The 25,965-nt window shown below is 50.8% G+C and carries 24 protein-coding genes; 4 read left to right on the top strand and 20 right to left on the bottom strand.

Translation table 11 applies throughout. The features are described from left to right. The 9 genes from phnG to FHP88_RS03380 all read right to left on the bottom strand — a co-directional run bounded on the left by phnG (position 1) and on the right by FHP88_RS03380 (position 11,167). A complete protein-coding gene (phnG, locus tag FHP88_RS03420) occupies positions 1 to 450 on the bottom strand; it encodes a phosphonate C-P lyase system protein PhnG (protein WP_144357586.1) in 450 nt (149 codons plus the stop codon). 2 nt (positions 451 to 452) lie between these two features. Then, a complete protein-coding gene (locus FHP88_RS03415; protein ID WP_144357585.1) occupies positions 453 to 1,145 on the bottom strand; it encodes a GntR family transcriptional regulator in 693 nt (230 codons plus the stop codon). A gap of 34 nt (positions 1,146 to 1,179) precedes the next feature. Beyond that, a complete protein-coding gene (gene phnE, locus FHP88_RS03410; protein WP_144357584.1) occupies positions 1,180 to 1,968 on the bottom strand; it encodes a phosphonate ABC transporter, permease protein PhnE in 789 nt (262 codons plus the stop codon). Between the two features lie 57 nt (positions 1,969 to 2,025). Continuing rightward, positions 2,026 to 3,042, bottom strand: a complete 1,017-nt coding sequence (phnD, locus tag FHP88_RS03405; protein ID WP_144357583.1) for a phosphonate ABC transporter substrate-binding protein — start codon at positions 3,040 to 3,042, stop codon at positions 2,026 to 2,028. 28 nt (positions 3,043 to 3,070) lie between these two features. After that, positions 3,071 to 3,907, bottom strand: coding sequence for a phosphonate ABC transporter ATP-binding protein (phnC, locus tag FHP88_RS03400; protein WP_144357582.1), 837 nt, complete (start codon positions 3,905 to 3,907; stop codon positions 3,071 to 3,073). Between the two features lie 248 nt (positions 3,908 to 4,155). Further along, positions 4,156 to 4,695 carry a translation initiation factor 2 gene (locus FHP88_RS03395; RefSeq protein WP_144357581.1) on the bottom strand — a complete coding sequence of 180 codons (540 nt, stop codon included), beginning with the start codon at positions 4,693 to 4,695 and terminating at the stop codon, positions 4,156 to 4,158. Between the two features lie 15 nt (positions 4,696 to 4,710). Further along, entirely contained in the window at positions 4,711 to 5,292 is a 582-nt protein-coding gene (locus tag FHP88_RS03390; RefSeq protein WP_144357580.1) for a translation initiation factor 2, read from the bottom strand. Positions 5,293 to 5,407: 115 nt separating this feature from the next. Next, a complete protein-coding gene (recQ, locus tag FHP88_RS03385) occupies positions 5,408 to 7,246 on the bottom strand; it encodes a DNA helicase RecQ (protein ID WP_144357579.1) in 1,839 nt (612 codons plus the stop codon). Positions 7,247 to 7,780: 534 nt separating this feature from the next. Beyond that, the gene (locus tag FHP88_RS03380) at positions 7,781 to 11,167 is read right to left on the bottom strand and encodes a mechanosensitive ion channel domain-containing protein (protein WP_144357578.1); all 3,387 of its coding nucleotides are present in this window, start codon (positions 11,165 to 11,167) and stop codon (positions 7,781 to 7,783) included. 255 nt (positions 11,168 to 11,422) lie between these two features. Between FHP88_RS03380 and FHP88_RS03375 the strand changes: the two genes are divergently transcribed. Continuing rightward, entirely contained in the window at positions 11,423 to 12,448 is a 1,026-nt protein-coding gene (locus FHP88_RS03375; RefSeq protein WP_144357577.1) for an IS630 family transposase, read from the top strand. 105 nt (positions 12,449 to 12,553) lie between these two features. Continuing rightward, complete coding sequence (locus tag FHP88_RS03370; protein ID WP_144357576.1) at positions 12,554 to 13,447, top strand: DMT family transporter; 894 nt, start codon at positions 12,554 to 12,556, stop codon at positions 13,445 to 13,447. 72 nt (positions 13,448 to 13,519) lie between these two features. Here the strand turns inward: FHP88_RS03370 and FHP88_RS03365 are convergent, their stop codons facing one another. The 7 genes from FHP88_RS03365 to nikR form a co-directional block, all read right to left on the bottom strand. Further along, positions 13,520 to 14,374, bottom strand: a complete 855-nt coding sequence (locus tag FHP88_RS03365) for a hypothetical protein (protein WP_144357575.1) — start codon at positions 14,372 to 14,374, stop codon at positions 13,520 to 13,522. Between the two features lie 385 nt (positions 14,375 to 14,759). Next, complete coding sequence (locus FHP88_RS03360; protein ID WP_144357574.1) at positions 14,760 to 15,548, bottom strand: energy-coupling factor ABC transporter ATP-binding protein; 789 nt, start codon at positions 15,546 to 15,548, stop codon at positions 14,760 to 14,762. After that, positions 15,545 to 16,303 carry a cobalt ECF transporter T component CbiQ gene (gene cbiQ, locus FHP88_RS03355; RefSeq protein ID WP_144357573.1) on the bottom strand — a complete coding sequence of 253 codons (759 nt, stop codon included), beginning with the start codon at positions 16,301 to 16,303 and terminating at the stop codon, positions 15,545 to 15,547. Before cbiQ ends, FHP88_RS03360 begins: the two co-directional genes overlap by 4 nt. Next, the gene (locus tag FHP88_RS03350; protein WP_144357572.1) at positions 16,303 to 16,866 is read right to left on the bottom strand and encodes a carboxypeptidase-like regulatory domain-containing protein; all 564 of its coding nucleotides are present in this window, start codon (positions 16,864 to 16,866) and stop codon (positions 16,303 to 16,305) included. Before FHP88_RS03350 ends, cbiQ begins: the two co-directional genes overlap by 1 nt. Before the next feature lie 6 nt (positions 16,867 to 16,872). Beyond that, entirely contained in the window at positions 16,873 to 17,472 is a 600-nt protein-coding gene (gene cbiM / locus FHP88_RS03345; RefSeq protein ID WP_335341550.1) for a cobalt transporter CbiM, read from the bottom strand. Between the two features lie 13 nt (positions 17,473 to 17,485). Further along, positions 17,486 to 18,268: a DUF4198 domain-containing protein gene (locus FHP88_RS03340; RefSeq protein WP_144357570.1), complete on the bottom strand. Its 783-nt coding sequence runs from the start codon at positions 18,266 to 18,268 to the stop codon at positions 17,486 to 17,488. Positions 18,269 to 18,388: 120 nt separating this feature from the next. Beyond that, a complete protein-coding gene (gene nikR / locus FHP88_RS03335; RefSeq protein ID WP_144357569.1) occupies positions 18,389 to 18,856 on the bottom strand; it encodes a nickel-responsive transcriptional regulator NikR in 468 nt (155 codons plus the stop codon). 122 nt (positions 18,857 to 18,978) lie between these two features. Here nikR and FHP88_RS03330 point away from each other — a divergent pair, with 122 nt between their 5' ends. Next, entirely contained in the window at positions 18,979 to 19,533 is a 555-nt protein-coding gene (locus FHP88_RS03330) for a pyridoxamine 5'-phosphate oxidase family protein (RefSeq protein WP_144357568.1), read from the top strand. A 164-nt stretch (positions 19,534 to 19,697) separates the two neighbouring features. Here FHP88_RS03330 and FHP88_RS03325 read toward each other — a convergent pair whose 3' ends face one another. From FHP88_RS03325 to FHP88_RS03310, 4 genes are all read right to left on the bottom strand, one after another. Further along, the gene (locus tag FHP88_RS03325) at positions 19,698 to 22,364 is read right to left on the bottom strand and encodes a hypothetical protein (protein ID WP_144357567.1); all 2,667 of its coding nucleotides are present in this window, start codon (positions 22,362 to 22,364) and stop codon (positions 19,698 to 19,700) included. Between the two features lie 6 nt (positions 22,365 to 22,370). After that, on the bottom strand, positions 22,371 to 23,030 hold the full coding sequence (locus FHP88_RS03320) for a hypothetical protein (protein ID WP_144357566.1): 660 nt from the start codon (positions 23,028 to 23,030) through the stop codon (positions 22,371 to 22,373). A 215-nt stretch (positions 23,031 to 23,245) separates the two neighbouring features. Next, positions 23,246 to 24,028, bottom strand: a complete 783-nt coding sequence (locus FHP88_RS03315; protein ID WP_144357565.1) for a TSUP family transporter — start codon at positions 24,026 to 24,028, stop codon at positions 23,246 to 23,248. A gap of 8 nt (positions 24,029 to 24,036) precedes the next feature. Continuing rightward, positions 24,037 to 24,666, bottom strand: a complete 630-nt coding sequence (locus FHP88_RS03310) for a TetR family transcriptional regulator (protein ID WP_186297580.1) — start codon at positions 24,664 to 24,666, stop codon at positions 24,037 to 24,039. Between the two features lie 195 nt (positions 24,667 to 24,861). Here FHP88_RS03310 and FHP88_RS03305 point away from each other — a divergent pair, with 195 nt between their 5' ends. After that, positions 24,862 to 25,965: an efflux RND transporter periplasmic adaptor subunit gene (locus FHP88_RS03305; protein ID WP_144357563.1), complete on the top strand. Its 1,104-nt coding sequence runs from the start codon at positions 24,862 to 24,864 to the stop codon at positions 25,963 to 25,965.

Raw genomic sequence — 25,965 nt, 5'->3', positions numbered from 1 at the left:
TCAGTCTTCGCCTCTTACCAGGGTAAAGAATTTTACTTTTGTAGCGTCAGTCTCTGATCGTTTGTGTTTCTGTTGTGCATTCCATTGTTGCTGTAATGGTTCTATGACCTGTGCATCGATAGCACTAGCTAATGTACTCTGTTGCATCAATGCATCCAGTTTGGCTGCGCATTGTGCATGGGCTTTATCTCTCCCACGTATGAAGGCGTAGCCGTAGTGGCCGGCCGTCGACTGTACTACGCAGCGTGTAATGGTCGTATCACCAAGATTGAATGTGTTGCCAGTACCACCCATACGCCCACGTATTTGCGCGAGTCCGATCTCTGGTGCGCGAATGGTCTTAAAGTCGTCAGACTTAATAAATGAAGAGGCAAGTTCTATCAGTTTCTCGCTTGGGGCTTTGGCCATCACTGACATCCAGTGCTGGCGTTGTGATCGTGTTGTGTTCATATTCAGGGTTCCACGCTGTATTCAAAAATGTCACTGCGACTGATACTGATGGCGTACTCCATCAGATGGCTGGTCTGCTTAAGGTAGTAACGGCTATGTATCTCCATCACCGGGATGCCACGACCCATGGCCAGTTGTCGACACTCATCGAAAGTCGGCATACGTGCACGCAAGCGGGTGTTTCCTCGTGTGGCCTCATAGCCGTAATGTTTATGCAGAAATTGATGCAATGATCCGCTTGCAAACCGCTGCATCTGCTCAATATCGACATTGAACAGGTGGTGGCGGATTAAAGTGGAGGGTTTGTTATCAATGCAGCGACAGGTCTTTATCACTACCACTGGAGTGTCCAGGGCAAGATCAAGTTTTTCTGCCAGGAGTGGATTTAATGTCTCTGCTTTACACCCAAGTACGACCGTATCTAAAGGCAAGCCTTTCTTGGATAGGTTGTAGGTAAAGCATGAGGGGTTGTCCAAGGCGTAATCGATAGGTGTACTGACGACTTGATTACCCAGGCCCTGGAAGCGTCTGATCAGGCCATCTTGCACCAACTCATCAACGGCGCGGCGGACAGTATGTCGATTGACATTAAAACGTTTCGCCAACTGATGTTCCGATGGTAAAAGATCACCCGCGGCATACTGGGTATGAATTTCATCCCGCAGTTGTGTTGCGATATTCAGGTAAACAGCCATAGTTGTTGTCTATACAAATTTGTCGAGTAAAGAATCAGATGAAGGCCTTACGTAGACGTTGAGAAATCAGATCGATCAGTGTGACGCTGAGGATGATTACGATCATCACGGCACATGTCTGCTGAAATTGAAAACCACGTACACTCTCCCAAAGAATGACACCGATACCGCCCGCGCCGACCATCCCCACTACTGTGGCTGATCGCACATTTGATTCGAAGCGGTAGAGTGAAAAAGAGATCCAGAGTGGTAATACTTGAGGAATGACGCCGTAAAGTATTTCTTGAAATAAACTGGCACCCGTTGCTCTTACGCCCTCTACAGGGAGTGGATCAATGGCTTCAACAGCTTCCGAGAATAACTTGGCCAACACCCCCGTCGTATGGATAAAGAGTGCCATAACGCCAGCAAATGGACCCAATCCAACGGCCACGACAAACAGCATCGCGAAGACCATCTCATTGATTGCTCGGGTGGCATCCATTAAGCGTCGAGTCGGTTGATAGATCCAGGCAGGGGCCAGGTTTTCAGAGCTCATCAGACCCAAGGGAATAGAGCAGACAATCGCCAACATGGTGCCCCAAAGGGCAATATGCATTGTGATGATCATCTCTTCGAGGTAATAGCGTATGTCAGTAAAGTCGGGAGGGAAAAAATCACCGGCGAATTCCAGCATGTTGCTGCCGTCGGTAAATAGAACCAGGGGTTTCATTTCCGCCGCTTGCCAACCCCAGCCCAACATCATGAATAGCACACCCCAGCTCAGGGCACCGATCCAATTAAAAGGCTGTCTGGGAATCTTGTTGATTTCTGTTGATGTCATGTAGGGGTCCGTCATTGAAAAACAGGGCGACGATTGCCGCCCTGTGAATCACTCAGCTTAGTTGTTGGATGCGACGGACAACGAGTCCATGCGACGGTTCAGTTCGGACAGCTGATCATCGATTGCTTTGACCTGTTTTGCCTTGTCTGCTTCACTCAGGTTGGAGTTGTTCATCAGCTTGATGCGGTTTTTGTAGAGCACCAGTTGACGAATGGGCAGCAACTGATCATCGTTGGAAGGCTTAAAGGGAGCCCAGCCCAGATCGGCAAGGATCTGCTTTTCTTTGGCGTCGCCGTTTTTGCCGTAACTCATTAGGAAATCATAGATTTTGCTTTTGGTATGCTCGGGCAGGTTTTTACGCCAAACAATTGGGTCAGAGGGGATAAGCGGTGATTTCCAGATGATTTTTACCTTGTCCAGTTTTTCGGGGTGGGTCACTTTTACCCGAGCAAGGTTTTCGGTATTGTTGGTGGCTACATCTACCTGACCATTGGCTACTGCAAGGAAGTTTGCCTCATGGCTGGTGTTGGTCATGCGCTTGAAGGCTTTTTTAGGATCAACGCCATTCTTGGCAAATACATAGTAGCTGGGGACCAGGAAGCCAGAAGTAGAGTTAGGGTCACCATTGCCAAATGCGAGATTACTACTCTGTTTAAGCATATCTTCGACGGAGTTGATCTGGTCGTTACTTTTGTTAGCCAGCAACAGACTCCAGTAGCCTGGGTTGCCGCTGACATCAACAGTTTGCGCAAAAATCTCCCCGCCGGCACGATCAACGGCTTCCATCGCAGACTTGTTGCCGTACCAAGCGACATCTACTTTGTCGAAACGCATACCTTGAATGATGCCGGCATAATCTGAGGCGAAGAATGGCTTCACCTCCATTCCCAGTTTTGCTGACATGTCTTTCAGGAATGGAACCCAGATCGTCTTCAGGTTTTGCGAAGATTCGGTCGATATAATGCCAAAGTTAATTGTTTTTGTTTCATCGGCCTGGGCAATAGATATTCCAGAAAGGGATGTGGCCAGTACCAGTCCCGCTGTGATTTTGCTGAAAAGTGTTTTTAGTTTCATTGATTGACTCCGAAAGGGTTAGTTAAAGTTATGCGACCGCAAATCGTCGGTTTGTCACCGGTCCATCGATATAGAGGTCATCTCGTTTCTGTTGGGGTGGCCGTGTACCATAGAGTTGGTTGATTTGTTCAGTTTTCAGGGCATCAACCCGTTGGTCAAAAAAGATTTCACCTTGTCGAAGTGCAACAGCACGCTGACAATATTGCTGCGCGTAATCTACTTGATGCAGTGTCACAACGACCGTTATGCCATCGCTCTTGTTGATGCGTTTTAGTGTCTCCATGACTTGACGGGATGATTCAGGATCGAGTGATGCAATCGGCTCATCGGCCAGAATCACTTCCGCCTTTTGCATGAGTGCCCGTGCAATGGCGACGCGTTGCTGTTGTCCACCCGAGAGATCGGATGCACGTTTAAGGGCGAACTCCCGCAGCCCAACACGTTCGAGTGAGTCAAGTGCCGCCAGTTTCTCCTCTTCGGTAAACCAGCCAAGCAACCCACGATAGGAAGGGGTGCGGCTCAAGCCACCAATCAGAACATTGGTCAAAACTGAGAGACGATTAACCAGATTGAATTGTTGAAAGATGTGGCCGATTTGCGCACGGGTTTGGCGTATATCTTTGTCGAGCCGACCTCGCTTCTGTATCGGCTTGCCCAACACCTTTACTATTCCAGGGGTATGTTTATCTGCCAGGGTTAATCCTGACAGATGACGCATCAAGGTTGATTTTCCCGATCCGGAAGGGCCAATCAAAGCCACCATATCGCCTTGCACTATTTGCAGGTCGATATTTTTAAGTGCGGACTCACTGTTTTTGTCTTTAGAAAAAGTTTTGGTTAATGCAGAAATAGCAATGGCTGACATAGCGTGCTCCTCATGTTTATGCTGAGGCATGCTAATGGTGAATTGTGACAGGGCGGTTATCTATACATGTCGAAACTGTGAAAGTATTGTGATTGGTGCTGCGGGAATTGTTGCATATCTGATCAAAGTAATTGATTAGGCTTGTATAAACGTCTGCTCAATGAGGAGGAAATAGTATGGAAGTGATCTGGAGTGCCGGCCTATTAGCACAGCTTTAGCTATCGCGTGATGGGGCTGTTGCCTAACGACTATGGGAAAAAGGAATTCATCATCCCCATGGGTCGGGCGATCTGCCGTACATTTTGTCGAATCAGTGAGACATTGCTGGTCATATGGCCGGATCGCTGTTCGATGTTGAACATGCTGTAGGTCATTAAGCCCATGTCTTTGTCGATTGCATCGACATTTACCGCCATATCGGACATCGCATTACCAATACGGGGTAGTGACTGGGACATCTCAGCCGTATGTATGCTGATTCTGTCCATATACTGGATACTTTGATCAATGGATTGCACATGCTCAGCAATAGTGGACATGTTATTGGTGACTTGACTCAGGTTGTTATGCATGGAGTCCATGTTATGCACGATGCCATCCAGGTCTTTATAAAGTACCCGGACGTAGTAGACGTTAAAAATGGCAAGAATAACGAGTAGCAGTGAGATAACAAAGATCACCAAATTCGTAATCCAGAAGTGACGGTCGCGTTCATCAAGATGCAGTTGGGTCTCCCGTCCTATTCGGGCAACTGTCTCTATCAATATGCGTCTTGGATCGTCAGCCACGTTTACGCTCCAGCATCAGGGGAAGGGGATCATTTTATTAAAGGAGCGCGCAGGTTGCCCCATACGGTGCATTTCAAGGCCCATGCCGCTGACTTCATTATCCATGTGGTTCATGATAGTGGAGATGTTGTCGACATTGCCGCGAACAGTGTTGAGATGTCCGCTGATCTGTTCAACTGAAGTGCGCATGGTCTCCAGGTCTGTGGCGATGCCGGTCATTTCCTGGTTCATGACTTCTGTGTGCTGATCCATTCCCTGTAGAAGGGCGACCCGCTGTTCCATCGAGGCTACAGCAGAATTGATATGAGCCATACGTGCGGAGACGACACTAAAGTCTCGGTTCATCTCGGTCACGACATCGGAGATACGATTGATCTGGGAAGAGAGAGTCAGCAGCAGGATCAGGATGGAAGCGGCGATCAGCCCAAGAATCACCAGCCCGGTGCCAATACCGTAGTTCAGCCGGTTCGCCAGCTTGTTCTTGATATTGATCTGGCTGAGCATGATGCCTTCAAAGGAGCTGACGGCCCGCATGAACTGTTGCTGCAGGACGGTATCGTCAGTGCTGGAAGGCGTAGTGTTATTCTCTTCGGCCATATACTTCTTGTCCGTCTGATATAGGTCAGAGAATACCCAAATCACAGAGGGTTTACCAGAGAATCCTTATGTAGATAGCGGTGCTGATATCGGTTAAGTGAGATGGTGCGGCGCATCACGAACGAGAAGCTGTCTTTGCCTCATGCAAGGCGATGGCGTTCATGAACTCGTCGCCGTAGCGTTCCAGCTTGGCCTGACCGACACCACTGATGGCAAGAAACTCATCTACCTCGGTTGGTTTATCCCGTGCCATGAGTAGGAGTGAGTTATCTCCAAATACTACATAAGGAGGGACGTTGGCCTCATCGGCCAGGGATTTGCGCAGGGTACGCAAGCGCTCGAATAGCTCCTCATCATAAGGGCCGATTTCGGCGGCCCCCTTCGGTGCTTTAGCTTTACGTTGTACCTTCTCTTTAATGCGGGGCAGGGCCAGTTGCAGTGTTTTTTCACCGCGTAAGACGGGACGGGATTCAGGAGTCAAACGCAGCACTGAATAGTGCTCGATATCCTGTAACAGGTAGCCGTGATGAATGAGTTGGCGAATCAGGCTGGACCATTCGACCTCTGTCTTATCTGCACCAATAGCGTAAGTGCTGAGTTGGTTGTGACCCAGTCGCCGTGTGCGCTCATTATCCGCACCACGCAGTACATCTATGACGTGTTTAATACCAAACGCCTGACCAACCCGATAGATGCAGGAGAGCGCCTTGCGGGCATCTTCGGTGGCATCGAATGTTTCTGGCGGATCAAGGCAGAGATCACAATTACCGCAACCCCCTTCGATCTGCTCACCAAAATAGTTGAGTAACACCTGACGACGACAGGTCACGCTCTCGGCCAGAGCTATCATGGTATTGAGTTTATGGATTTCTATCCGCACCCGATCGGGGTTGTCACCGCTCTCAACCAGCTGGCGCACCAGCACGATATCCTGGCTGCCAAACAGCAATAGGGCCTCAGCAGGCAGGCCGTCACGTCCGGCACGTCCGGTTTCTTGATAGTAGCTTTCAATATTTTTTGGCAGGTCGTAGTGAACGACAAAGCGCACATTGGGTTTGTCGATGCCCATACCGAAAGCAACGGTGGCCACTACAATGTCGATCTCATCTCGCAGAAACTGCTCCTGAACCCAGTTTCGCTGTTCCGAAGAGAGACCCGCATGGTAGGCCGCCGCACGTACGCCTTTCTCGTAGAGTTGGGCGGTGAGTCGCTCCACCCGTTTGCGGCTCAGTGCGTAGATGATGCCGGCTTCATTCTCATGGTTGTTGAGAAACTGCCGGAGCTGATTAAACGGATTGTGCTTCTCAAGTACGGCGTAACGAATATTTGGCCGGTCAAAACCTGTGATGTGACAAGGGGCCTGCTCCAGTCCCAGCACCCGGCGAATATCCTTGCGGGTCTGTGGATCGGCCGTGGCGGTCAGGGCGATACGGGGTATAGTTGGAAAAAGTCCTGCCAGTCGTCCGAGCTGAGCATACTCTGGCCTGAAATCATGTCCCCACTGAGAGACGCAGTGTGCCTCATCAATGGCGATCAAGGCGATATCGACATCTTGCAGGCGCTCGATAAAGTCTGGTCGCATCAGTCTTTCCGGGGCCACGTAGAGCAGGTCCAGTTCACCGTTATGCAGTTGTGCCAGGGTTCGACGGGCGGTGTCGGCATCCAGTGAAGAATTATAATAGGCCGCCGAGACGCCGTTGGCCTTGAGTGCATCAACCTGATCTTTCATTAAAGAGATAAGCGGGGATATCACAATCCCTAAACCCGGACGAATCAGGGTAGGGAGCTGGTAGCAGAGAGATTTACCACCGCCTGTCGGCATCAATACAAAGGCGGATTCACCGGCGATGACCTGTTCAATAATCTCACGCTGATGCGGGCGGAATTGACTGTAACCAAAAACGCGGCTCAGTGTCTGACTGAGTCGGTCAGTTGTCTGTGGGGCGAGATTCATGGGCGCATTCTAAAGGGTACTGGCAGAGGATGATAGCCGGTCTGCGGCAAACGCTTCTGAGCCCAGTTCTGAGTAGATAGCAGAGAGTCATCTGAGGCGTATTGCAACATGAGTACGGTTTTTCCCGAATACGCCTAAGCTTAACCATAAAACAAAACACGGAAACATTGATATTCAATCAGTTATCTGTGCTGTTACGCGACCATTCATTAGGACGGGGCTCTCGCGCCCCTACGGCGTGTCACTTTTGTTTCGGCAAAAGTGACCAAAACCATTGCTCCGTCATACCACTCTTGCGTTCGCAGTGCTGCGTTTGTCCACTGGACAAACGGTCACTGCTCACCCTCCGCTACTCATAAACTAGGGGCGTCGCAAAACTCGCTTCGCTCAGACAGTTGCGACGCTGATCCCTGCTTTATTCCGTTGCTCGGTGGTATGAAAGTCGCGATATGTGCAGTATCTGGACTTTGAGTATCTTGTCTTGCTTTTGTGATGCTGTGGCTGAAATGTGTGGGTAATCAGTTTGCACTTTGTTCAGGCCTTACCTTCATCACCCCGAAGATTGATCTTCGGATCAACAGACCGCAGATGCAGATCCCGCTGTGGGAAAGGTATCTCAATCCCATTGGCAGCCAACGCCTTGTTCAACGCCATATGTAGATCATGAATTAACGGCATCCGCTTCAGGTGGTCGCTGACAAAGACACGGATATCAAAGTTAAGTGAACTGTCGCCAAATCCGGTAAAGAACACCGTGGGTCGAGGTTCGACCAGTACATCGCTATGACTTTTGATCACTTCCATCATCACCTTGTGAGCTTTTTCTGTATCGGAACCATAGGCCACGCCTACCTTGATCACCACGCGGGTAATGGGATCGGTTAGTGTCCAGTTCACCAGTGGATCGGTAATGAAGTTTTTGTTGGGCACGACCAGCTCTTTATTATCCCAGTCGGTGATGGTGGTGGCGCGTATGCGTATACGGGATACTGTACCGCTGATATCACCAATGGTAACGGTGTCGCCAATGCGGATAGGGCGCTCAAACAGGATCAAAATGCCGGAGAAGAAATTGGCGAAGATCTCTTTCAGGCCAAAACCCAGGCCGACGCCCATGGCGGCTACCAGCCACTGCACATCATCCCATTTCAGTCCGATCAGACTCAGCACCAGCAACGTACCACCGGCATAGATGGTGTAGCGACTGATGGTTGAAACGGCATAGCGATTGCCCAGTGCCAGGTTCATCGGTTGCAGCAGCGCGATCTCCAGGAAACCGGGTAGATTGCTGCCGGCGATCAGGGTCAAGGCTAACACCGCCAGGGCGAGCAGTGCTTCGCCAATTGAGATGCTTGAGGTGACACCAGAACCGTTTTCAAATTGCCAGAGGGCAATATCATTTAGCCAGCTCAACGCGGGGGTGAGCTGTTCCCAGGTAAAGTAGAGTAGGGCTGCAAGCAGCAGGCCGGCCCCCACTCTGAGCATACGGCGGGTCTGCTCACTCACGGTCGTGAGCTTGACCTCTTCAAACTCCGACAGTTCGGGCATGCCTTCGCCCGCCGCATCTGCGACCTCTTTGGATACCCTTGCATCAATCGCAGCTTGGCGTTTTGCCCGTGCTCGTGCCAGTGCCAGACGCCGTTCTGCAACCAGTAACCAGCGAACCAGCAGGTTGTATATCAGATAGGTTAATATGCCGGCGAACAGCGATATAAAGAGCATGCGCTCCAGGTTCAGGGCGCTGTAGTAGTACCCTTCGGTCGCCAGCAGTGCCAGACCCAGACAGAGCATGAGGGCAACCGGATACCAGATGCCATTCGGTCGGCTGCTGCTGTTTGGGTTCATTGTGGTCAGGAAGCCCGACCAGGGATTCAGTGCCCGATGAAAGAATAAACCCGTTACAAACAGACCGAGCAGGAACGCCAGTCGGCCAAGGGCATGGGTATAGGCTTCGTTTTCAACCCACTCGAAAACACCCACAGTGAAGGCGAGTGGTACCAGGGCAATCACCAGCCAGTGCAGGTTTTTTCTGAATGCCTTGCCAGTGTCCAAATTCCAACGGAAATGTATCTCAGCAAGGCCATTTTTTATAAATAGATAGCGCAAAATCTGAATGACCAGGAAGAACACGGCCAGCCGTCTGAGCCCGATGGAGAGCGCGGTGATAAAGGGTTGATCTGAACCTTTTGTCAGCCACCAACCGAAGGCCGACATTAATAGCGGCCAAGGCAGGGCGAGCAGGATGGTAATGACAAAGGTCTTTATCGTGTGGATGAAACTGTCATTGCTGACATTGCCTACCGAGGGGGCTATCTGTTCCAAAGTACGGATCATTCTGGATCGCCCATAGAGCAGCAGGATGAGAATGCTGAACAGGATAAATATCCTCAACGGCTGTCTCTCCAAGCCAGCCCAGAGGGCTTCGAAGGTCAAGCTCCAGTTTTGTGGAGAGAAAAACCAGCCCAGCGCATCGACTGCTTCGGCAAAGGTATCGCCATTGATCCTGGTGGTGGAGGGGATCCAGAGCAGGTGCCGATCAAGCAGTTCACTGTACTGTTCTACGCCATCATAGAGTTGCAGTAGTTCTGCGCTCAGATCAGCCAAGGCCTTCTCTTGACGACTGTAAGCGGATTTAACTTTATCCAGTAACAGTAGCCGATTTTCCAGTAGCGGCTGCAACTCGGCCTGGAGTGTTTTCCACTCGGCATCAGGCAGTTGATCAGGGCGGTAGGTGTCGAGTAATCCGCGACTCATTTCGGTCTGTAACAGCAGTCGCTGGTCTTCAATCTGAAACGATTCCAGTCGGGAGGTGGCAATGCGCGAGCGCAGCTTGTCGGCTCGGTTATTAATCTGAGTCAGCTTAGGCAGTGAGGCGCGCTGTTTTTGCAGCAACCTTCCCGGCTGTTCATCCAGGCTGCCGATAATGATCTGTTGTTGTAACCTCTCCTGATTGCGACGAATCGAAGCTTTTTGCTGTGCGCTCTTCTCAAACTCCAGGATAGCCGCCTCTGCCTGGTTGGTGAGTTGTGTCAATCGAACGCTTAATTCGGCGTTCTTGTCGGCGGCTTGCAAAATAAGTGGGTGCTTGCCCACTGCTTTTTGCTGCATCTGTTGGGCATCCAGTTGCGCCAGTTCAGCATCTTCGGTTTGCAACGCCGTGATCCGCTCCTGCATCAGCTGAATCAGAGCGTCCTGTTGTTTAAGCCGTGTCTGGGTAATGGTGATCTGCAGGGTCAGCAGGTCCATGCGATGGGCATGACTTAGGCGCTCCATCTCCAGCCGGTTGGCTCGCTCTTTTAACTGGGCTCGCTTGGCCAGGAGTAGATCCCTTTGGTGCGCCGGCATGCCCGAGGCGGTATCGGCGACCAAGCGATTTTCGATTTCAATCAGCTCTTTTTTTGAGTCGGCCAGTTCCACGCCGGACTGTTCCGGCCTGATGCGCTCGGTAATTCGACGATTTTCCAACTCCTGCAATTGGGCCTGAATAAGCTGTCGCTCAGATTGGGTCTGGTTCTGCCGGCGGATTAATTCATCGACTGTCAGGCTGGTGGGTACCCGCGTGTCACCCTCCTTGCTGATCTTTGCCAGATTACGCCGTCGCTCGGTCAAGAGTGATTCCGCGTTATCTACTGTCTGTTTGTAGAACTGGGCCTGCTCACGCTCTTTTTCAGCGATTTGCAGCTGGGACAGCACTTGCCGGTAGGTATCTATCTCGGTTGTATCGGTGCCTTTTTGACCGGCCACACCTTCAAGCTGGCTGATTTTGGCATTGACTGTTTCGATGGTGGGGACTGCACTGTTGGTGTTGAGCGCTTGGGCACGCTTTTCCACCGATGAAGCGGTTGCCGACCACAGGGATACGAAAAGGAGTAATAACAGAAGTGGAAGGCTGTAATGGGTAGGTCTGGACGGCTTTAACACGGAAATTCCCCGGATCGAATAACTGGCTCTAAATAGAGAAGCGGCGATCCAAATTAGGCTAAGTATTTAAACATTGAGCGAGTGATCTGCTATTTCAAGATCTTCCCGCTTCATTGACCTTTATATCACTGTAATGTTCACCCCATTGAGCCATTATTCCAACGTCATCGGCAAGTGCCAATTATCCGGTTTAATGCCGGTTTTCTTGTTTAATATTAACCCGGCAATAAAGGATACCTGATATAATCTCTGCCTATGGAAGAGATTATTGACGCAAGAAAGCTACCTCGTGAAGTACTCGAGGAAAAGCGCCGACAGGCACATCGACTTCGAAAGCGTGGTATGACCCGGGCGGAGATTGGTGAAATCGTGGGTGTTCATGCAGATACGGTCGGTCGCTGGCTGAAGCTTGATGCCAAGAAACTCGAAGTGAATCGAGGTGGCCGCAAGTCTGGAGATGGGCGGCACCTAACTTCAGAGCAGGAAAAGCACATACAGGGGCTGATCAAGGATAAACAACCGGATCAGTTAAAGCTGGATTACGTTTTATGGACTCGAAAGGCGGTGATGGAATTGATCCGTCAAGAAGCCGGAATCGATATGCCGATTCGCACCGTGGGTGAGTACCTGAAGCGTTGGGGCTTTACACCGCAGAAACCGGTCAAACGTGCTTATGAACAAAACCCCAAGGCCGTTCAGCGTTGGCTGGAAAAAGAGTATCCGGCAATCAAAGCACAAGCAAAGAACGAAAAGGCCGAGATTTACTGGGGCGATGAAACCGGCATGCGCAACGACAGCCAGCATGAACGGGGTTACGCACCCAAGGGAAAAACGCCGATTGTGAGGCTAAACGCTAAGCGTGTATCGACAAACATGATTTCAGCCGTCACCAACCAAGGCAAGGTACGGTTCCGTGTATTCGAAGGCACGATGAATGCCGATATCCTGGTGGACTTCTGCAAACGCCTCATCAAATCAGCAGGTCGAAAGGTCTATCTGATACTGGACAACTTGCGAGTCCACCATGCCAAGGTGTTTAAGGCATGGTTGAAATTGCATGAAGAGGAAATCGAGGTGTTCTACTTACCGTCATACTCACCCGAACTGAATCCGGATGAATATCTGAACTGCGACCTTAAGGCGGGGGTGCACAGTGGTAAGCCGGCGCGGAGTAAAGAACAGCTCAAGAAGAAAGTGATCTCACACATGCGCATGTTGCAGAAAAAACCGCAGCGGGTGGCGAAGTATTTCAAGCACAAGAAGATCAGTTACGCTGCATGACAGATGTTGTTGGTTGCCGGGTTAATAGCAAGAACCGGGTGGCTTTTGACAGGGGATTACTTAAGACTACAGCATCAAGTCAATGAATTTCATTAAGGTGAGGGAATGAGTGCCGCCAGTCTGAGTCGTCTTCTGTTACTTTCAGCCATCTGGGGCGGTTCATTCCTGTTCATGCGGATAGGGGCGCCGGTTCTGGGGCCCGTGATGCTGATTGTCTTTCGTGTCGGGCTCGCCGCGCTGTTTCTGTTGGCTGTGGCATTGTTCCTGAAAAAGAGTATGGCGCTGAAGGCCCATTGGAAACACTACCTGGTGTTGGGTCTGTTCAATTCGGCGCTGCCCTTTCTGCTGTTTGCCTATGCGGCGCAGACGCTCTCAGCGTCACTGCTCTCGATATTGAATGCAACTGCTCCGATCTGGGGGGCGATCATCGGTGCGCTCTGGACCAGAACCCTGTTATCGGGGAAGGCAGTTATGGGGCTGCTCAGTGGGGTGGTTGGTGTGATGCTGCTGGTGGGCTTCGATAGACTCTCTCTGCTGCCGGGTGCAGACATAGCCATTGTGGCGGCATTGGGGGCGTCGTTCTGTTACGGCATCACCAGTGTGTATACCCGGTCCATTCCATCTATTGGCCCGTTTGCCAATGCCCACGGCAGCATGTGGGCGGCAACGCTGATCATCCTGCCGTTGGTGCCGTTCTTTCCTGTCAATCAAGCACCCAGCGGCGGCGTTGTGTTGTCAGTCGTTGCGCTGGGTGTGCTCTGCAGCGGTATTGCCTATCTGCTCTACTTTCGCCTGATTGCCGATATTGGTTCGACCTCTGCACTCACTGTCACCTTTCTGGTTCCACTGTTTGGTGTGTTGTTCGGTACACTGTTTCTGGATGAGGTGGTTGGTTGGTATACCTTGGTAGGTGCGTTTCTGGTTATTGTGGGTACGGCCTTGGTTACTGGCTTTTCTCCTCGGGTGCTGTTTCGGGAAAAGACGAATAAGGCACCCTAGAATAAGAGTGTTTGCAGTGTTTGGGGGGTATTTAGAGTTTTCACTCTAATCCCAATTATCCATTGATCGATGTTATAAGTCCTCCCATGGATTACGAGGATCTATATTGGTTCTTTTAGGGCACCCGAAATTATTTTTTATAGCGTGCTGATATTCAGGTCGTTTGAGGATTTTTTGCCGTTCTTCTGGGGTGTCCTCTGTATTTTGAAACCATGCGTTCTTTGTAAATCGCCTAGAAAACTCTTGAGCTTTCACTTCACTAGTTGGGCCGCCAATACCATGTCTCGCCCATAATTCTGCCTCGCAATGGCGAATTTCTGCCCTGAGTTCGCTCTGTGATTTGCTGTTGCTTACATCTAGCGAAAGGTCTGAAATATCAAATAGGACTTTTCTGGCAATAGCGAAATCTTTTTTCCCAGTGCAGCCAGATGAATAATACCTGAAAAGATTCCAATGATGGTTGCTGCTTGGTTTTATTGATCTCCCATATTTGTCTTTTACAATTTTCCAGTCCCCAAGGGAGTTTTTTGCTGTATCTAAATCTAATGGAATATCAGAGCAGTAACCAGAAATCAAAGGATCAGAAAGCATACGTACTCTTATAAACATAATGTTTAAACGATATTCTAATTCCCCATCATATTCTTTAGAAAGTTGTTTTTTATCTGATGAATAGTATTCATTATGTAGTTTTAAAAATTCCGTAAGGACTCTCTGATAGTCATGTTCACGCAAGGAGCGAGCTGGTATGTCTAATGTTGTGTTATTAGCCAGCAGTTCTAAGATTGTCCATGGAGAATCTGTTCCGATTGATAAATCAATAATCATTTTTTCTTTTAGCGTTTGAGCTAATGATTGAGAGGAAAAACAGAGTGGAGTGCTGAGAATTAGTAGCAAGACAAACTTATGTATGATAAGAGCACGCATAAATATCTCGTTATATTACGTTAATGAGGTTCAGTCTGAATTTATTAGATTCTATGATTGAAGCAAGTGGGTTGGGGTAAGTGCAACGAAGCCTAACAAATATTCCAAAAATGTTGGGCTTCGCTGCGCTCAGCCCAACCTACGGTGTATAAATCGGAAGTGTCAGGCTTTATTGATCGTAAAGCAGGTATCTGCAATAAGCTCACGAGGTTTTCCTGATACGGACATCCTGTCTTAATCATTTTTGAGTCTTAAGTAATGCAATTAAAATTATTCATGGAGTTCTAGTGCAACGTCCTAAAGGTATCATGTATTCATTTTGTAGTGCAATCTTGGCTCGCCCAAGCCTCTCAGAGGCACAATGGGTTCAGAGTGAACCTCCTCCTCAATCCCTCACTGCCGTCTCTCCATGGCTATGATTATGTTGCGGTGTATTAGAGTCATGCTCATGTCCCGCATCCAGACCCGCCGCATGTATATGCATGTGCGAATGGGTATGGACATGAGGGTGGCTGTGCATCACCCCTTCTACCAAGGTGCCATCCTGGATCATGACGGCGCGGGTAGAGAGTCGTTCGACCAGTTTTCTATCGTGTGAAACAAAGATCATGGCGAGTGGGAGTGTTTCGAGATGATCCAGCAGGCGCTTTTCGGCCTTTTCATCCAAGCCATTGGTGGGTTCATCCATTAACAGCACTTCCGGTTGCATGGCCAGTACAGTGGCCAGTGAGATCATTCGTTTTTCACCACCCGAAAGTTTATGGGTAATGCGCTGGGCGTATTGCGCCATGCCGAGTGATTGAAGTGTCTCTTCTGCAATGGCCTTGGCTTCGGTTTCGTCTTTGCCCAGGTTGAGTGGACCAAACATGACATCTTCTAAAACGGTCGGACAGAAGAGTTGATCCTCCGCATCTTGAAACAGCAGGCCTGCCTTGGCTCTCACCTCACGAAAGTCGGTTTCGCTTTGACGTGGCTGACCAAAGGCCACGATGTTGCCGGTGGTGGTTTTGTGCAAACCCACGATGATTTGCAGTAGCGTGGATTTACCCGCACCGTTCTCACCTAACAGCGCCACACGTTCACCGGCATTCAGGGTGAAGTTGACATTCGACAGCACCGGGTGAGTGGGGTAGTCAAAGCCGATATTCTCTAGCGTAATGAGGGGAGCGTTCATAGCAGATGATCCGATAGAAGAAGCAGCAGAAAGAAGAGGCTGAGTATCGACAGGATGACGCTATCACGTCGTTGCCAGTGTTCCGTGGTGATAAGGTAGAGCCTGCCATTAAATCCGCGACACTTCATCGCGGCCAGAATGCGCTGGGAGCGTTCCAGGCTGCGTACCAGCAACATGCCAATCAACCAACCAAAACTGCGCCAGGTGTGACGATTGCTACCCGCGACAAAGGCGCGTGCACGCATGGCCATACGTAGCCGTTGATACTCATCGAACAGCACGCCGATATAACGCACGGTAAATAGAAACAGATGAATCAGTTTTTCAGGGAGGCGCAGTTGTCCCAGTGCATGGCCCAGCACAACCGGTTCAAGTGTACCGATAAGAGTCATCAGCATAATGACAATGGCGTTGGCCTTGAGCACAATCTGTAATACCCGCTCAAGGCCTTGTGTGCTGGCACTGAAGGAGCCCAGTGTGAAGAGGCTATCACCCGGTACGGAAAAGGGCAGCATGATCAACAGGAGGATCATGAACCCTTCCATGGCCAGAAGACGCTTTAATAAAAGGGAACCCGTGAGACCGGTAAAGAGTGCAGATAATAGTGAAGCGGCGAGTACCAGGAGCAGCAAGGGTGTCTGTTGCAGTGAAACGGTGGTCAGGGCGAACAGCAGGGCGGTAAGCAAGCGCAGGCGTGGATCGAATTGATCAAGCCAACCCGACCGGGTGTGATCATCCGTTACCGTTAACTGCATTACCGGTTAGCCTGTTTACTGCGCCACCAGAGCGCAATGCCTGCGATACCAAATATAAAACCGATACCCCCCAGAATGTCGCTGAATCGGGCGCGATCATGATTGCGTTGTAGCGACTCACGCAGTGGGCCGATCTGCTTTGCAACGGCCTGTTCTACCAGGGAGGCGAGTTGTTGATCTGATTTTTCAAAACGCTTTGAGTGTGAATCGGAAGATGCCGGCGTAGTGGGGTTTGCTGTTGTGGCGGTCGGACTGAATGCCTCTGCTTTGATCAACCACTCGGCTTGATGGCCATCGCCGGTGTTGGCCTGTATCAGGTAATCATCTGGTGTAGTAGCGGAATATTGAAATTCGCCTTTGCGGTTACTTGTAAGGCTGACTGGTTTGTCGCTGGCCTTACCTTTAACAGTGATCTCGGCATTCTCAACCGCATTACCCCCGGCAAAATAGACCGAGCCGTGAATGGTGTTGCCTTCAGCATAGGCGAATACCTTGAACAGGTGTGCCTCAGCCGTTGCATGCAGCAGGAGTAAGGTGAGGCCAAGCCAGCGTAGGTTGTGCATGCGTGGTTACTCCTGAACCCGGATCAACTCCGGTGCCACCTTGATAATAAAGGCCAATGTAAAACCGGTCACGGCCGCTTCAGCCAGTACCAGAGGGGTATAGGTTGCCAGCATGATCTTGGCTGCCGGCAGAAAATCCGGCCCACTCAATCCGAGTGACAGACTCACCATCAGACCGGTCAAAATCACACCCAGACCACCACATAATGCACCCAGATAGAGTGTGTTCTTGCCGTTGGCTTGGCGCAGTGCCGGGGCGAACAGTAGACCGCAGATCAGTGCGGGGAGAGCGATATTCAGGGTGTTCACGCCCAGTACCAACAGACCACCATAGCCAAAAAATACCGCCTGCATAACCAGGGCGACCAGAATGGCGGGGACGGCTGACCAGCCCAGAATGATGCCCATCAGTCCATTCAGTATCAGATGCACACTGGAAGGACCGACCGGCACACTCAGCAGTGAGGCGATAAAGAAGGCAGCGGCCAGGACGGCGGCCTGCGGAATACGTTCAAAATCAAGGCGACGTGTTGCGACCACCAGTAGAGCAGTGGAGACCAGTGCACCGCTAATCAATACCGGTGCGGAGAGTACGCCATCAGGTATGTGTGCGATTGGCCTATCTCCTCTCCGCTGTCATGTCGCGGGCGTAGACCCAAATCAGCGCGCCCTGTTCAAGCGGTACCGATTCACCCAGTGGGTTTGTTACCGTCTCAGCCCTTTCCAGCAGGGCGGCAAAGCCCCACCAACCGGAACGGGGCAGGGCATAGCTGAAGGTGCCGTTGGCGTCGGCCTTGATGACCTGGGTGATATAGGGATCGGAGGGCGGGATTATAGTACCGTCATTCAGCCACTCTACTTCGATTTCCGCAAAAGGTACGGGTTTGCCTGATCGCTTCACCACGCCCTGAAACAGGTTGCCTGTCCAGAGGCCATAGGGCCGCACCAGGGGATCGATCTCTACCGGGAAGCCGACGAGCTTATCCCAGCCTGTTTTGCCGGCAAAGGCCCCCACAACCACTTTGGTGTAGTGCTTGATCATCACCCCTTCGCTAGGCTCCCAGTAGGGGGCTGGCTCTATATAGAAGAGGTAATCACCCGGACGGGTGAAGCGGTAATTGGCCTGGTAGACCGGCTGGCCTTCCCGTTCAACTTGCTTCAGCTCGGCCTTGAGATCTTCCGGGCCACTGGGCCCGATGACGCCAAATTGCAGGGGCTTACCCATCGCCATTACGGGCCCTTGCTGCATCGGGTGGGTAAAGGCGAGATCCAGTGTTACCTGGTGCTCACTCGTTTGCGAGACGATATCCAACGACGGAATCAGCGTCTGAAAGTGTGCTGTAGCGGGGCCTGGCAGCCAGGTCAACAGGAGGGTTATCCAGGGGGTGAGCTTGGTTTGCATCCACGACTCCGGTCAGAGATCGGGACGATTAGCGCTTTTCTCCCCGATATTTTTATGAAATATTACAAAAAAATAATTCGTAATACAATCGGAGTGAAAGGGTAGGAAATAGTGGCAAACTCAGGTTTGCGGATGGGTGTGGCTGTGTTTATGGGCTGATCCGCCATGATGGTGGTGCTCCTGCTCCACCTCCACCGGGATCAGATTGAGCTTGCCATGTCGCACGCCCGGTTGAGTAATGACTGCATTGGCAAACTCTTTCACCTCACGAATAGAACCATTGACCACAACGGTTTCCAGGCAGTTTTCATGGTCCAGATGGACATGCAGGGTGGAGACAGAGACATCATGGTGATGATGATGGGCATGGGTTAGTCGCCGGGCCAGCTCACGCTCTTCGTGGTTGAAGACATAGGTGAGGGTGCCAATGCAGTGCCCGGCATCGGATTTCGCCATGCGGTCGGCCTCCAGGGTATCGCGGATCATGTCCCGTATCGCTTCTGAGCGGTTCTTGTAATTTCGCTGCTTCAGGAACTCTTCGAACTGGCTGACCAGCTCCTCGTCCAGGGATATGGTGATGCGTTCCATTGTGCTTCCTCTTGACCATCGGCATGCTATTCATGAATGATCGCAGGAGTTTTGTAGTGGGGCAAACATTCCTGCGTTAATGTCGGAAGCTGTTTTTGTGATTGGATTCGGGAGAGAGGGTGATGGGCCAGCGATACAGTGCAATTCCAGAAAAAATGATCAAGTTTATTCAGGGACAGAAAATATTCTTTGTGGGAACTGCCGCAGCTGATGGCCGGGTCAATGTCTCTCCCAAAGGAATGGATTCTTTGCGCGTGATAGATAGCCAACGCGTACTCTGGCTCAATGTCACCGGCAGTGGTAATGAGACGGCGGCCCATGTCGCCGAACTACCCCGCATGACCCTGATGTTTTGTGCCTTTGAGGGAAATCCAATGATCCTTAGGCTTTATGGTGCGGCTCGTGTAGTGCATCAATATGATGCGGAATGGCAGAGCCTATACCCCTTGTTTAATCCAATGCTTGGTGCCCGGCAGATCTTTGACCTCTCTATAGACTTGGTTCAAACCTCCTGCGGAATGGCGGTACCTTTTTATGATTATGCCGGTGAGCGGGATCAGCTTACCGCCTGGACCATGAAGAAGGGTGATTCAGGCATTCGGGATTACTGGGAAGAGAAGAATCAGCAGAGTCTGGATGGCAAGCCAACCTATATTTTTAAGCCATCGAGTAACTAAATTGAACGGAATAGCTTACTTTTCAGTTTAAAAGATTATCGCTGGATGTAGGCCGCAACTCCTCTGTATCGAGTCACCGTTCTTGACTCGATACAGAGGGAATCGCACGACATTGACTGTTTCATACATCTCTTCGTTATGCCCCTCAGCACAATAACAGCATGCTAGCGTGTCGGCAGTCGCAGCCTTGAGGTTGGTGCGGTTGGTCGTGGTGCTGGGTTGGCTGTTTCACCTGACTCCTCTTTAGTCGGCAATCCAAGACGACCGGCCGGGCGACAATTCCCGGTTACCTGGATCAGTAATGGTTTCATGGCGTTGGCTGCGGGTGCAGCGTATGACAGTGTCAGGCGATTTTGCCCCGGTGGTAGTGCTATCCGATCGACTAACTCAATGCCACCGCGAATCGCGTGTTCAGAGACTCGCTGTGCTGTTCCACCTGCTGGCGCCACATGCCAGCGGCGTTGGCTCATAGCTACTGGGGTTGCCTCTGGGTTCAGCCACTGCTGTCGCAATTCAAAATTGCACAGACCATTCTCCTTACTGACCGCTTGCTGATCGCTCAGGATGATGGCATCACCGTGCCGCCATTGTCGGCCAGCCAACAAGACAGTTACCTGGGTACTTGTTGTACCCCTTGTGCCGCTAGTTGGAGGCAACCGTCCTACCCTGGGTGCCAATCCATTGGTTGAATTTTGGCTCTCTGGAGAGGGCCCACTCAGGGTCTTTTGTTCGGGTAGTTGAATCCCCCCCAACGTAGGTGCGGGTGCCGCAGCCATGGGTGCCTGTTGCAAATGGTCTATGTTAGGCGCTGCAGTTTGGGGTGCAAATCCGCCGCTCTGCCGTGTGCCTCCTGGCAATGGTCCGCTTAGTGCTTTTTGTTGAGGTAAGCTCTGACCACCAGCAAATCCGCCCATTGAGGGACTTGTTGATAACACACCTCCCTTGAGTTCCTGCATGGCATTACCTTTCTGGTTTTCGAACGGGGTAGGATTGATTTTTGGATTGACAAGTTCCAGTTTACTCTCCAGGGGGTTCTTCTTCTCAATGGGTAAGTCTTTGTTGAACGTCATTTCAAACATCAATAAGGGTGTATTGACACCATCAATGTGCTTTGGAACACCACCGAACAATTGATAATCAAATGCCTTGCTGGTGCTGGGTGGGCCAAAACCGAAATCCTGATTCGGTAAGGATTGGACGGCTGCGACCACGCCACTGCTTGATGCCAGAATCACTAATGGGTCTTTGGCTGATCCACCTAAAATCCCTGATCCCATCTGGCTGTTGAGTTGTGCCACTTTCTGGTTCACTGCTGTAAGCAGAGCAGAATAGTCACTATCCATCTTCAGCTCACAGCTCAGTAAGTTGGCTGGGTAATCAGGGTATAGGCTCTTGTAAGTCTCCTTGCAGCTAGCCTGAAGGGTTGGGCGTGAACAGATCAGCCGTTTTGATGATGAAAACTTGAGACTGCCTTTAATCTCGCACGGGTATTTTGATCCCTTGGAAATCAATGCATCACGTACTGACTTGGCGATTTCATTGCCTGCCGCACTGCTGATTTTGCACAGGCCTTCTTGATCAACACTCTTCATTAATGCGCTGCAGTTGTTGTAACTGCTGACACTGCTGCAATAAAGTTTGTTATTGACCAGGGAGCATCCATTGGCTTTCAGGTAGTCATGGAAGCGCTGTGCAAATACTGATTTATTACCTTTCCAGAATACTGCACCACACCACTGTTGATGGGTCAGTGCCTTGACTTTGTCGGCCTCGGATTTGTGGCCCATGATCCAGCGATCAACATGGGCGAATTCCGACGCGTAGACAAAATCGTCCGAACAGCGTTTGATCACTTCGCTGGCAACAGCTGAGGGGCTGCTTTTGCTCAGCCCTGCCACCACTTGGGCACTGGTAGTCACCTTGCTTGGTGTGTTGTATTGGGAACGCTTTGTCGCCAGTTTGCCCAACACCTCCACGACCATATGCTTGGTCCACTGGGCATCGACCGCCTTGGTGAATACTTGCGAGGCGATATCAACAGCACCCTTTGGCAGACCGTTCGCATAGACTGTGCTCGGTATGCCGACGATGCTCCAAATCGGGGGGGCATGCAGTGCATTCTGTTCCAACTGTTGGCGTAGTGTATAGAGGCCTGATGGGTCGGTTGCCTCAATCGCCGTTAAACCCTGGCCCACTCTGGGCTGAAAAACCCAGGCATAGGCAATCTGCTCCGGGGGTGAACTCTTACCGCATCCGCCTAACCCTAAGCTGCAACCGATATCCTTGGCCGCTTCCCACGCCCCCTCGCCTAGTGATGTGAAGAACTGCGCCACTGCCTTGGCGGCATCCAGTAACTCTTCAGCCACCTTGATTAAATCTTCGATCAGGCCGCAGACATCCACGGCGCCGCCCGTCATTACCTGGGCCACAATACAGATGGCCGCCTTTCCGAGATATTTCACCACACCCCAGTAATCGCCTTCGCGATAACTGATGTAGAGTTCCAGGAGATCGAATACCCAGGAGGGTATACCTGCTTGCCCAGACAGCTCACTGCCTATGGGTGTGTTCTGATAGTCATCGATACAGTGTGCAACGGCTATGTCATTGCCGGCATTGTCGAGGCAGACAATCAGTCCTTTGGAGGCCCGTATATCACCACTCTTGATAGGCAGCCAGTTGGGTGGAACACCGGCATCCTCCACCTTCTCCAGCAGATTGGCCAGGCCATCAATGGCGTCAGCCTGAGAGGGGGGTACCCAAAATAGCATCAGCAACAGGGGCAGTATGAGTAGCAGGTTGTGTCGCCGGGAGATGAGGCGTTGTTTCATGGCGGCCTACCTCCTACCCGTTGGTCCGTTTGCCTTGTCAGCAGCCAATCGCTGTTTGACGTCGGCGACGGTGATGATGGTTCCATCGGGGGACTGGAGCCGGGTGGCATCCGGTTTTTGCAGGATAGTCTTCCAATCTGCATTTGGGCCGACCTGAATCGGAGGGGCGACACTCTTACTGCGGGTCAGCGATCGACCCAGTCGTTCTTCCAGGAGCGGTTGGATAAATTTCAACTGGGCTACGGTGAGTCGCTTTCCAGAGGGGAGTTGTAGGGTCTCTTTATCGGGGAGATTCAATGCCGCTTCTAAATCGGCGCTACTGCTGACGGTTCTTCCCTTGGCGGCTGGCAACGTACGAAGGGCCGTTGGCAAGCGGGAGGCGCTGCCTCGGCCGGTTTTCATCCGCCGTGAAAGGGCGGTCAATCGACGCAGGTCTGCTACCCGTACTTGTCCACCCTTGGGTAACTGCACCCGGGTGGCGTCCGGTAGCGCAACCAGTGAGCCCTGTGGGAGAGTTTGCTTAAACTGAATGACTTGTCCTGCCGCCAGATCTGATATGACAGGTTTGGTGGGCTCTGCTGCGTGCAATAAGGTTACAACTAAGAAGAGGCCTGGCAGGAGCAGCACCAGGCGTAAGCATACATGTGGACCGGGTAGATAACGCATAACGACCTCCTGTCTCTCAGAGCAGAACTGCTGTGGTTACCACAGCGGTTGGAATATGTAACCTTGAGTCGTGAGTAGAGCCGTGATGGTTCAATGCCATCAGTGAGTATGGTTGCTTTGAATTATAGACCGGGTTATCCGGGGATTCTCTAGTATGACCGGATGAGGTTTTTGCTGGTCAAGTCAGGCGACGGTGCTTAGGGGATTATTCGCTATCAAAGTAGGCCTTTGACAAGGCCAATCATACTGATGACCAGCAATGCCGTACCGAGTACCCGAAAGAAGAGCGGGGAGTCTGCTGTTAACATTTTTTTGTGAAAACGCAATCCAATCAGATGACCAATGGTGGCGCAAGGGAGCAACCACAGTTGGTGAATCAGTTGCAGATCAATGCCGACGGTGATGAAGGCAGTCATTTTGATGGTGACCAGGATAAACCAAAGGACAAACAGCGTATCCCGCAATTGATGCTTATCCACATGGTTAGCGAACACGGCAATAATTAGCGGTGCGCCAATCAATGAAGAGCCGCTGATATAACCTCCAAGCATCAGGAATAGGGCGTCAATAGTTTTGCTATTGCTGCGGAAAGGGCGATTCAGTATGTAGCCAATAGCGTAGATTGAGACAATGGTAAAAATGATGCTGCTCATCAGTGTGGCGGGCAGGGTAATCAACCCGAACACCCCCAACAGTTTAGGGATGATCATAATAAGCAGTGCATAGCGCAGGTAGTGCCAGTTTATTCCCGCACCGAAGGGGGTGCTTGTACCTCCTATGTTCCGGTTATTAATGGCGCTTATCACCACGGTCGATGATGAGAATACCAGTAAATGGATGGCAATGATGGGCAGAAAAATCAGCGGATTATTATCAATCAACAAAAGGAACGGAAGTGAAAGTGCCGCCCCGCCAAATCCCAGTCCTGAGCGAACGAATCCACTCCAGACAAAGATCAGCGCAATCAATAAATAGTGATACCACAAGAGTTCAGCCATGCCCCAGCTTACTCGGTTCTTGCCAGGATGGGATCAAGAAAAAGATCCAGGAGTTGATCGCCGCTCTTTTTCAGATCCAGCTTTTTAATGCCGGGTTCCAGGTAGATATGAATCAATCCCAGTAGATAGCTCATGAATCCTTGGCTGAGGAGTGTTGAAGATAGTGAAGTTTTCAGTGCTTTGCGCTTTTTCAGCGTTGCGAATGCCTGCTCCATGGTGCTATGAAGCTCTACATGTTTGGCATTAAGAAAACGCTGTAGCTCGGTCTGCTCATCCGTGAATTCAACGCTGTGCATGACAATGCGTATGGCTTGCCCCAATTCGGGCTGATTCACCACGCTCTGGACCAGCTCTTTCATAATGCGCCGGAAATGCTCTGCAGGGTCATCACGATCAAGGTGCTTAAGTTCTGTGGTAAACGCGTCATGCAGTGTGCTGGCATTTCGTTCCCATAAGGCTCGAATGACGGCATCCTTGTTGTCGAAATGCCAGTAGATGGCTCCCCGTGTCATAGCGGCTGCTGTGGCGATATCGTTTAGTGTGGTTTTGGCAATGCCCTGGTGAATAAACAGTTTGGTAGCGGCATCCAGAAGGGCATGGTATGTCCGTTCTGCGTCTTCTTTGGTTTTTCGAGCCATATTGTTTCTGCTGACTGGTAATGCTTTGAATTTATCGTTATTATACATACATGTTCGTATGTTAAAAGGCGTGGCGAATATTTTCTTTCATACAAACCCATTTTTTATGAAGAGTAAGGCCAGGGTTTTCAGGTGACTTGTCACCCTTTTTTATCACCTTATACATACGTTTATGTATGTATAAAAGAGAGTCTCATGAAATTTAAATCACTTGTTGGCGTTTGTACGCTGCTCTTCTCTGTGCTGATTATAACTGCTTGTTCTAAAGCTGATGAGCCGATTGATGTCACGTTGTCAGTAAAAGCACGGCCGGCAAAAATTATTACCGTCCAATCGGCTGCACTCAGTGCTATGCGCACCTACCCTGGGACACTGGAGTCCAACCAGCAGGCCGATATTGCCTTTCGTGTCAGTGGACAGTTGGTGGAATTACCCGCACGCCCGGGTATGCGGGTAAAGCGGGGCGATCTACTGGCAAAACTGGATGCAGCAGAATTCAATAATACGCTGGCTGCGCAGGAGGCACGTTATGAACTGGCGAAGATACAGCATGACCAGGCCAGCGCATTGTTGAAGAAAAAGATCGCCAGTCAATTGCAATATGACCAAGCGGTGGCAGAAATGCGTTCTGCCAAGGCATCACTTGATCAGGCTCGGGATAATCTCGCCTATACCCGATTGCTAGCGCCGTTTGATGGTGTTGTGGCGAGAGTGAGTGCCGAGAACTATCAATCTGTGCAGGCCAAGTTACCCATCCTGCAATTGCAGGATAATAGCCGGCTGGATCTTCACTTCAGTGTACCCGAGTCGCTGATTGCTCAACTTAAGGTTGTCGATAATCCAGAGGTGATAAACAGCTATTGTGGTGTGGTTACCTTCAGTACACGTCCAGGAACAACATATCGGGCTTGCCACAAGGAACATGAATCAGTCCCCGATCCTGTGACACGTAATTATGCGGCCGTCTTTACGCTCGAACCGATCAAAGACTTTTCTGTGTTGCCGGGGATGACCGCCACTATTGCACTTGACTTTTCCCTTCTTTTTGCGGAGACGGACAACAATGGTCTCCTCGTTCCAGTGGAAGCGGTATTTGAAAAAGAGGGTCAACGATCAGTTTGGCGGGTTGATGAAAACGGACAGGCCCGACTCACACCGGTAGAGGTGGGCCGCTTTGAAGGTGAGCAGATTGAGATCACGGCGGGGTTGAAAGTGGCCGATCAAGTTATTGCTGCGGGTGTCACTGCAGTGAGCGATGGGATGTTGGTAAAGCCACTCGTTAAAGAGCGGGGGCTGTAG

The organism is Sedimenticola selenatireducens (genome assembly GCF_007625115.1).
In the GTDB taxonomy this organism is placed as follows: Bacteria; Pseudomonadota; Gammaproteobacteria; order Chromatiales; family Chromatiaceae; genus Sedimenticola; species Sedimenticola selenatireducens_A.
The sequence above is the reverse complement of the archived record's forward strand: the minus strand, read 5'-3'. Positions and strand labels throughout refer to the sequence as shown.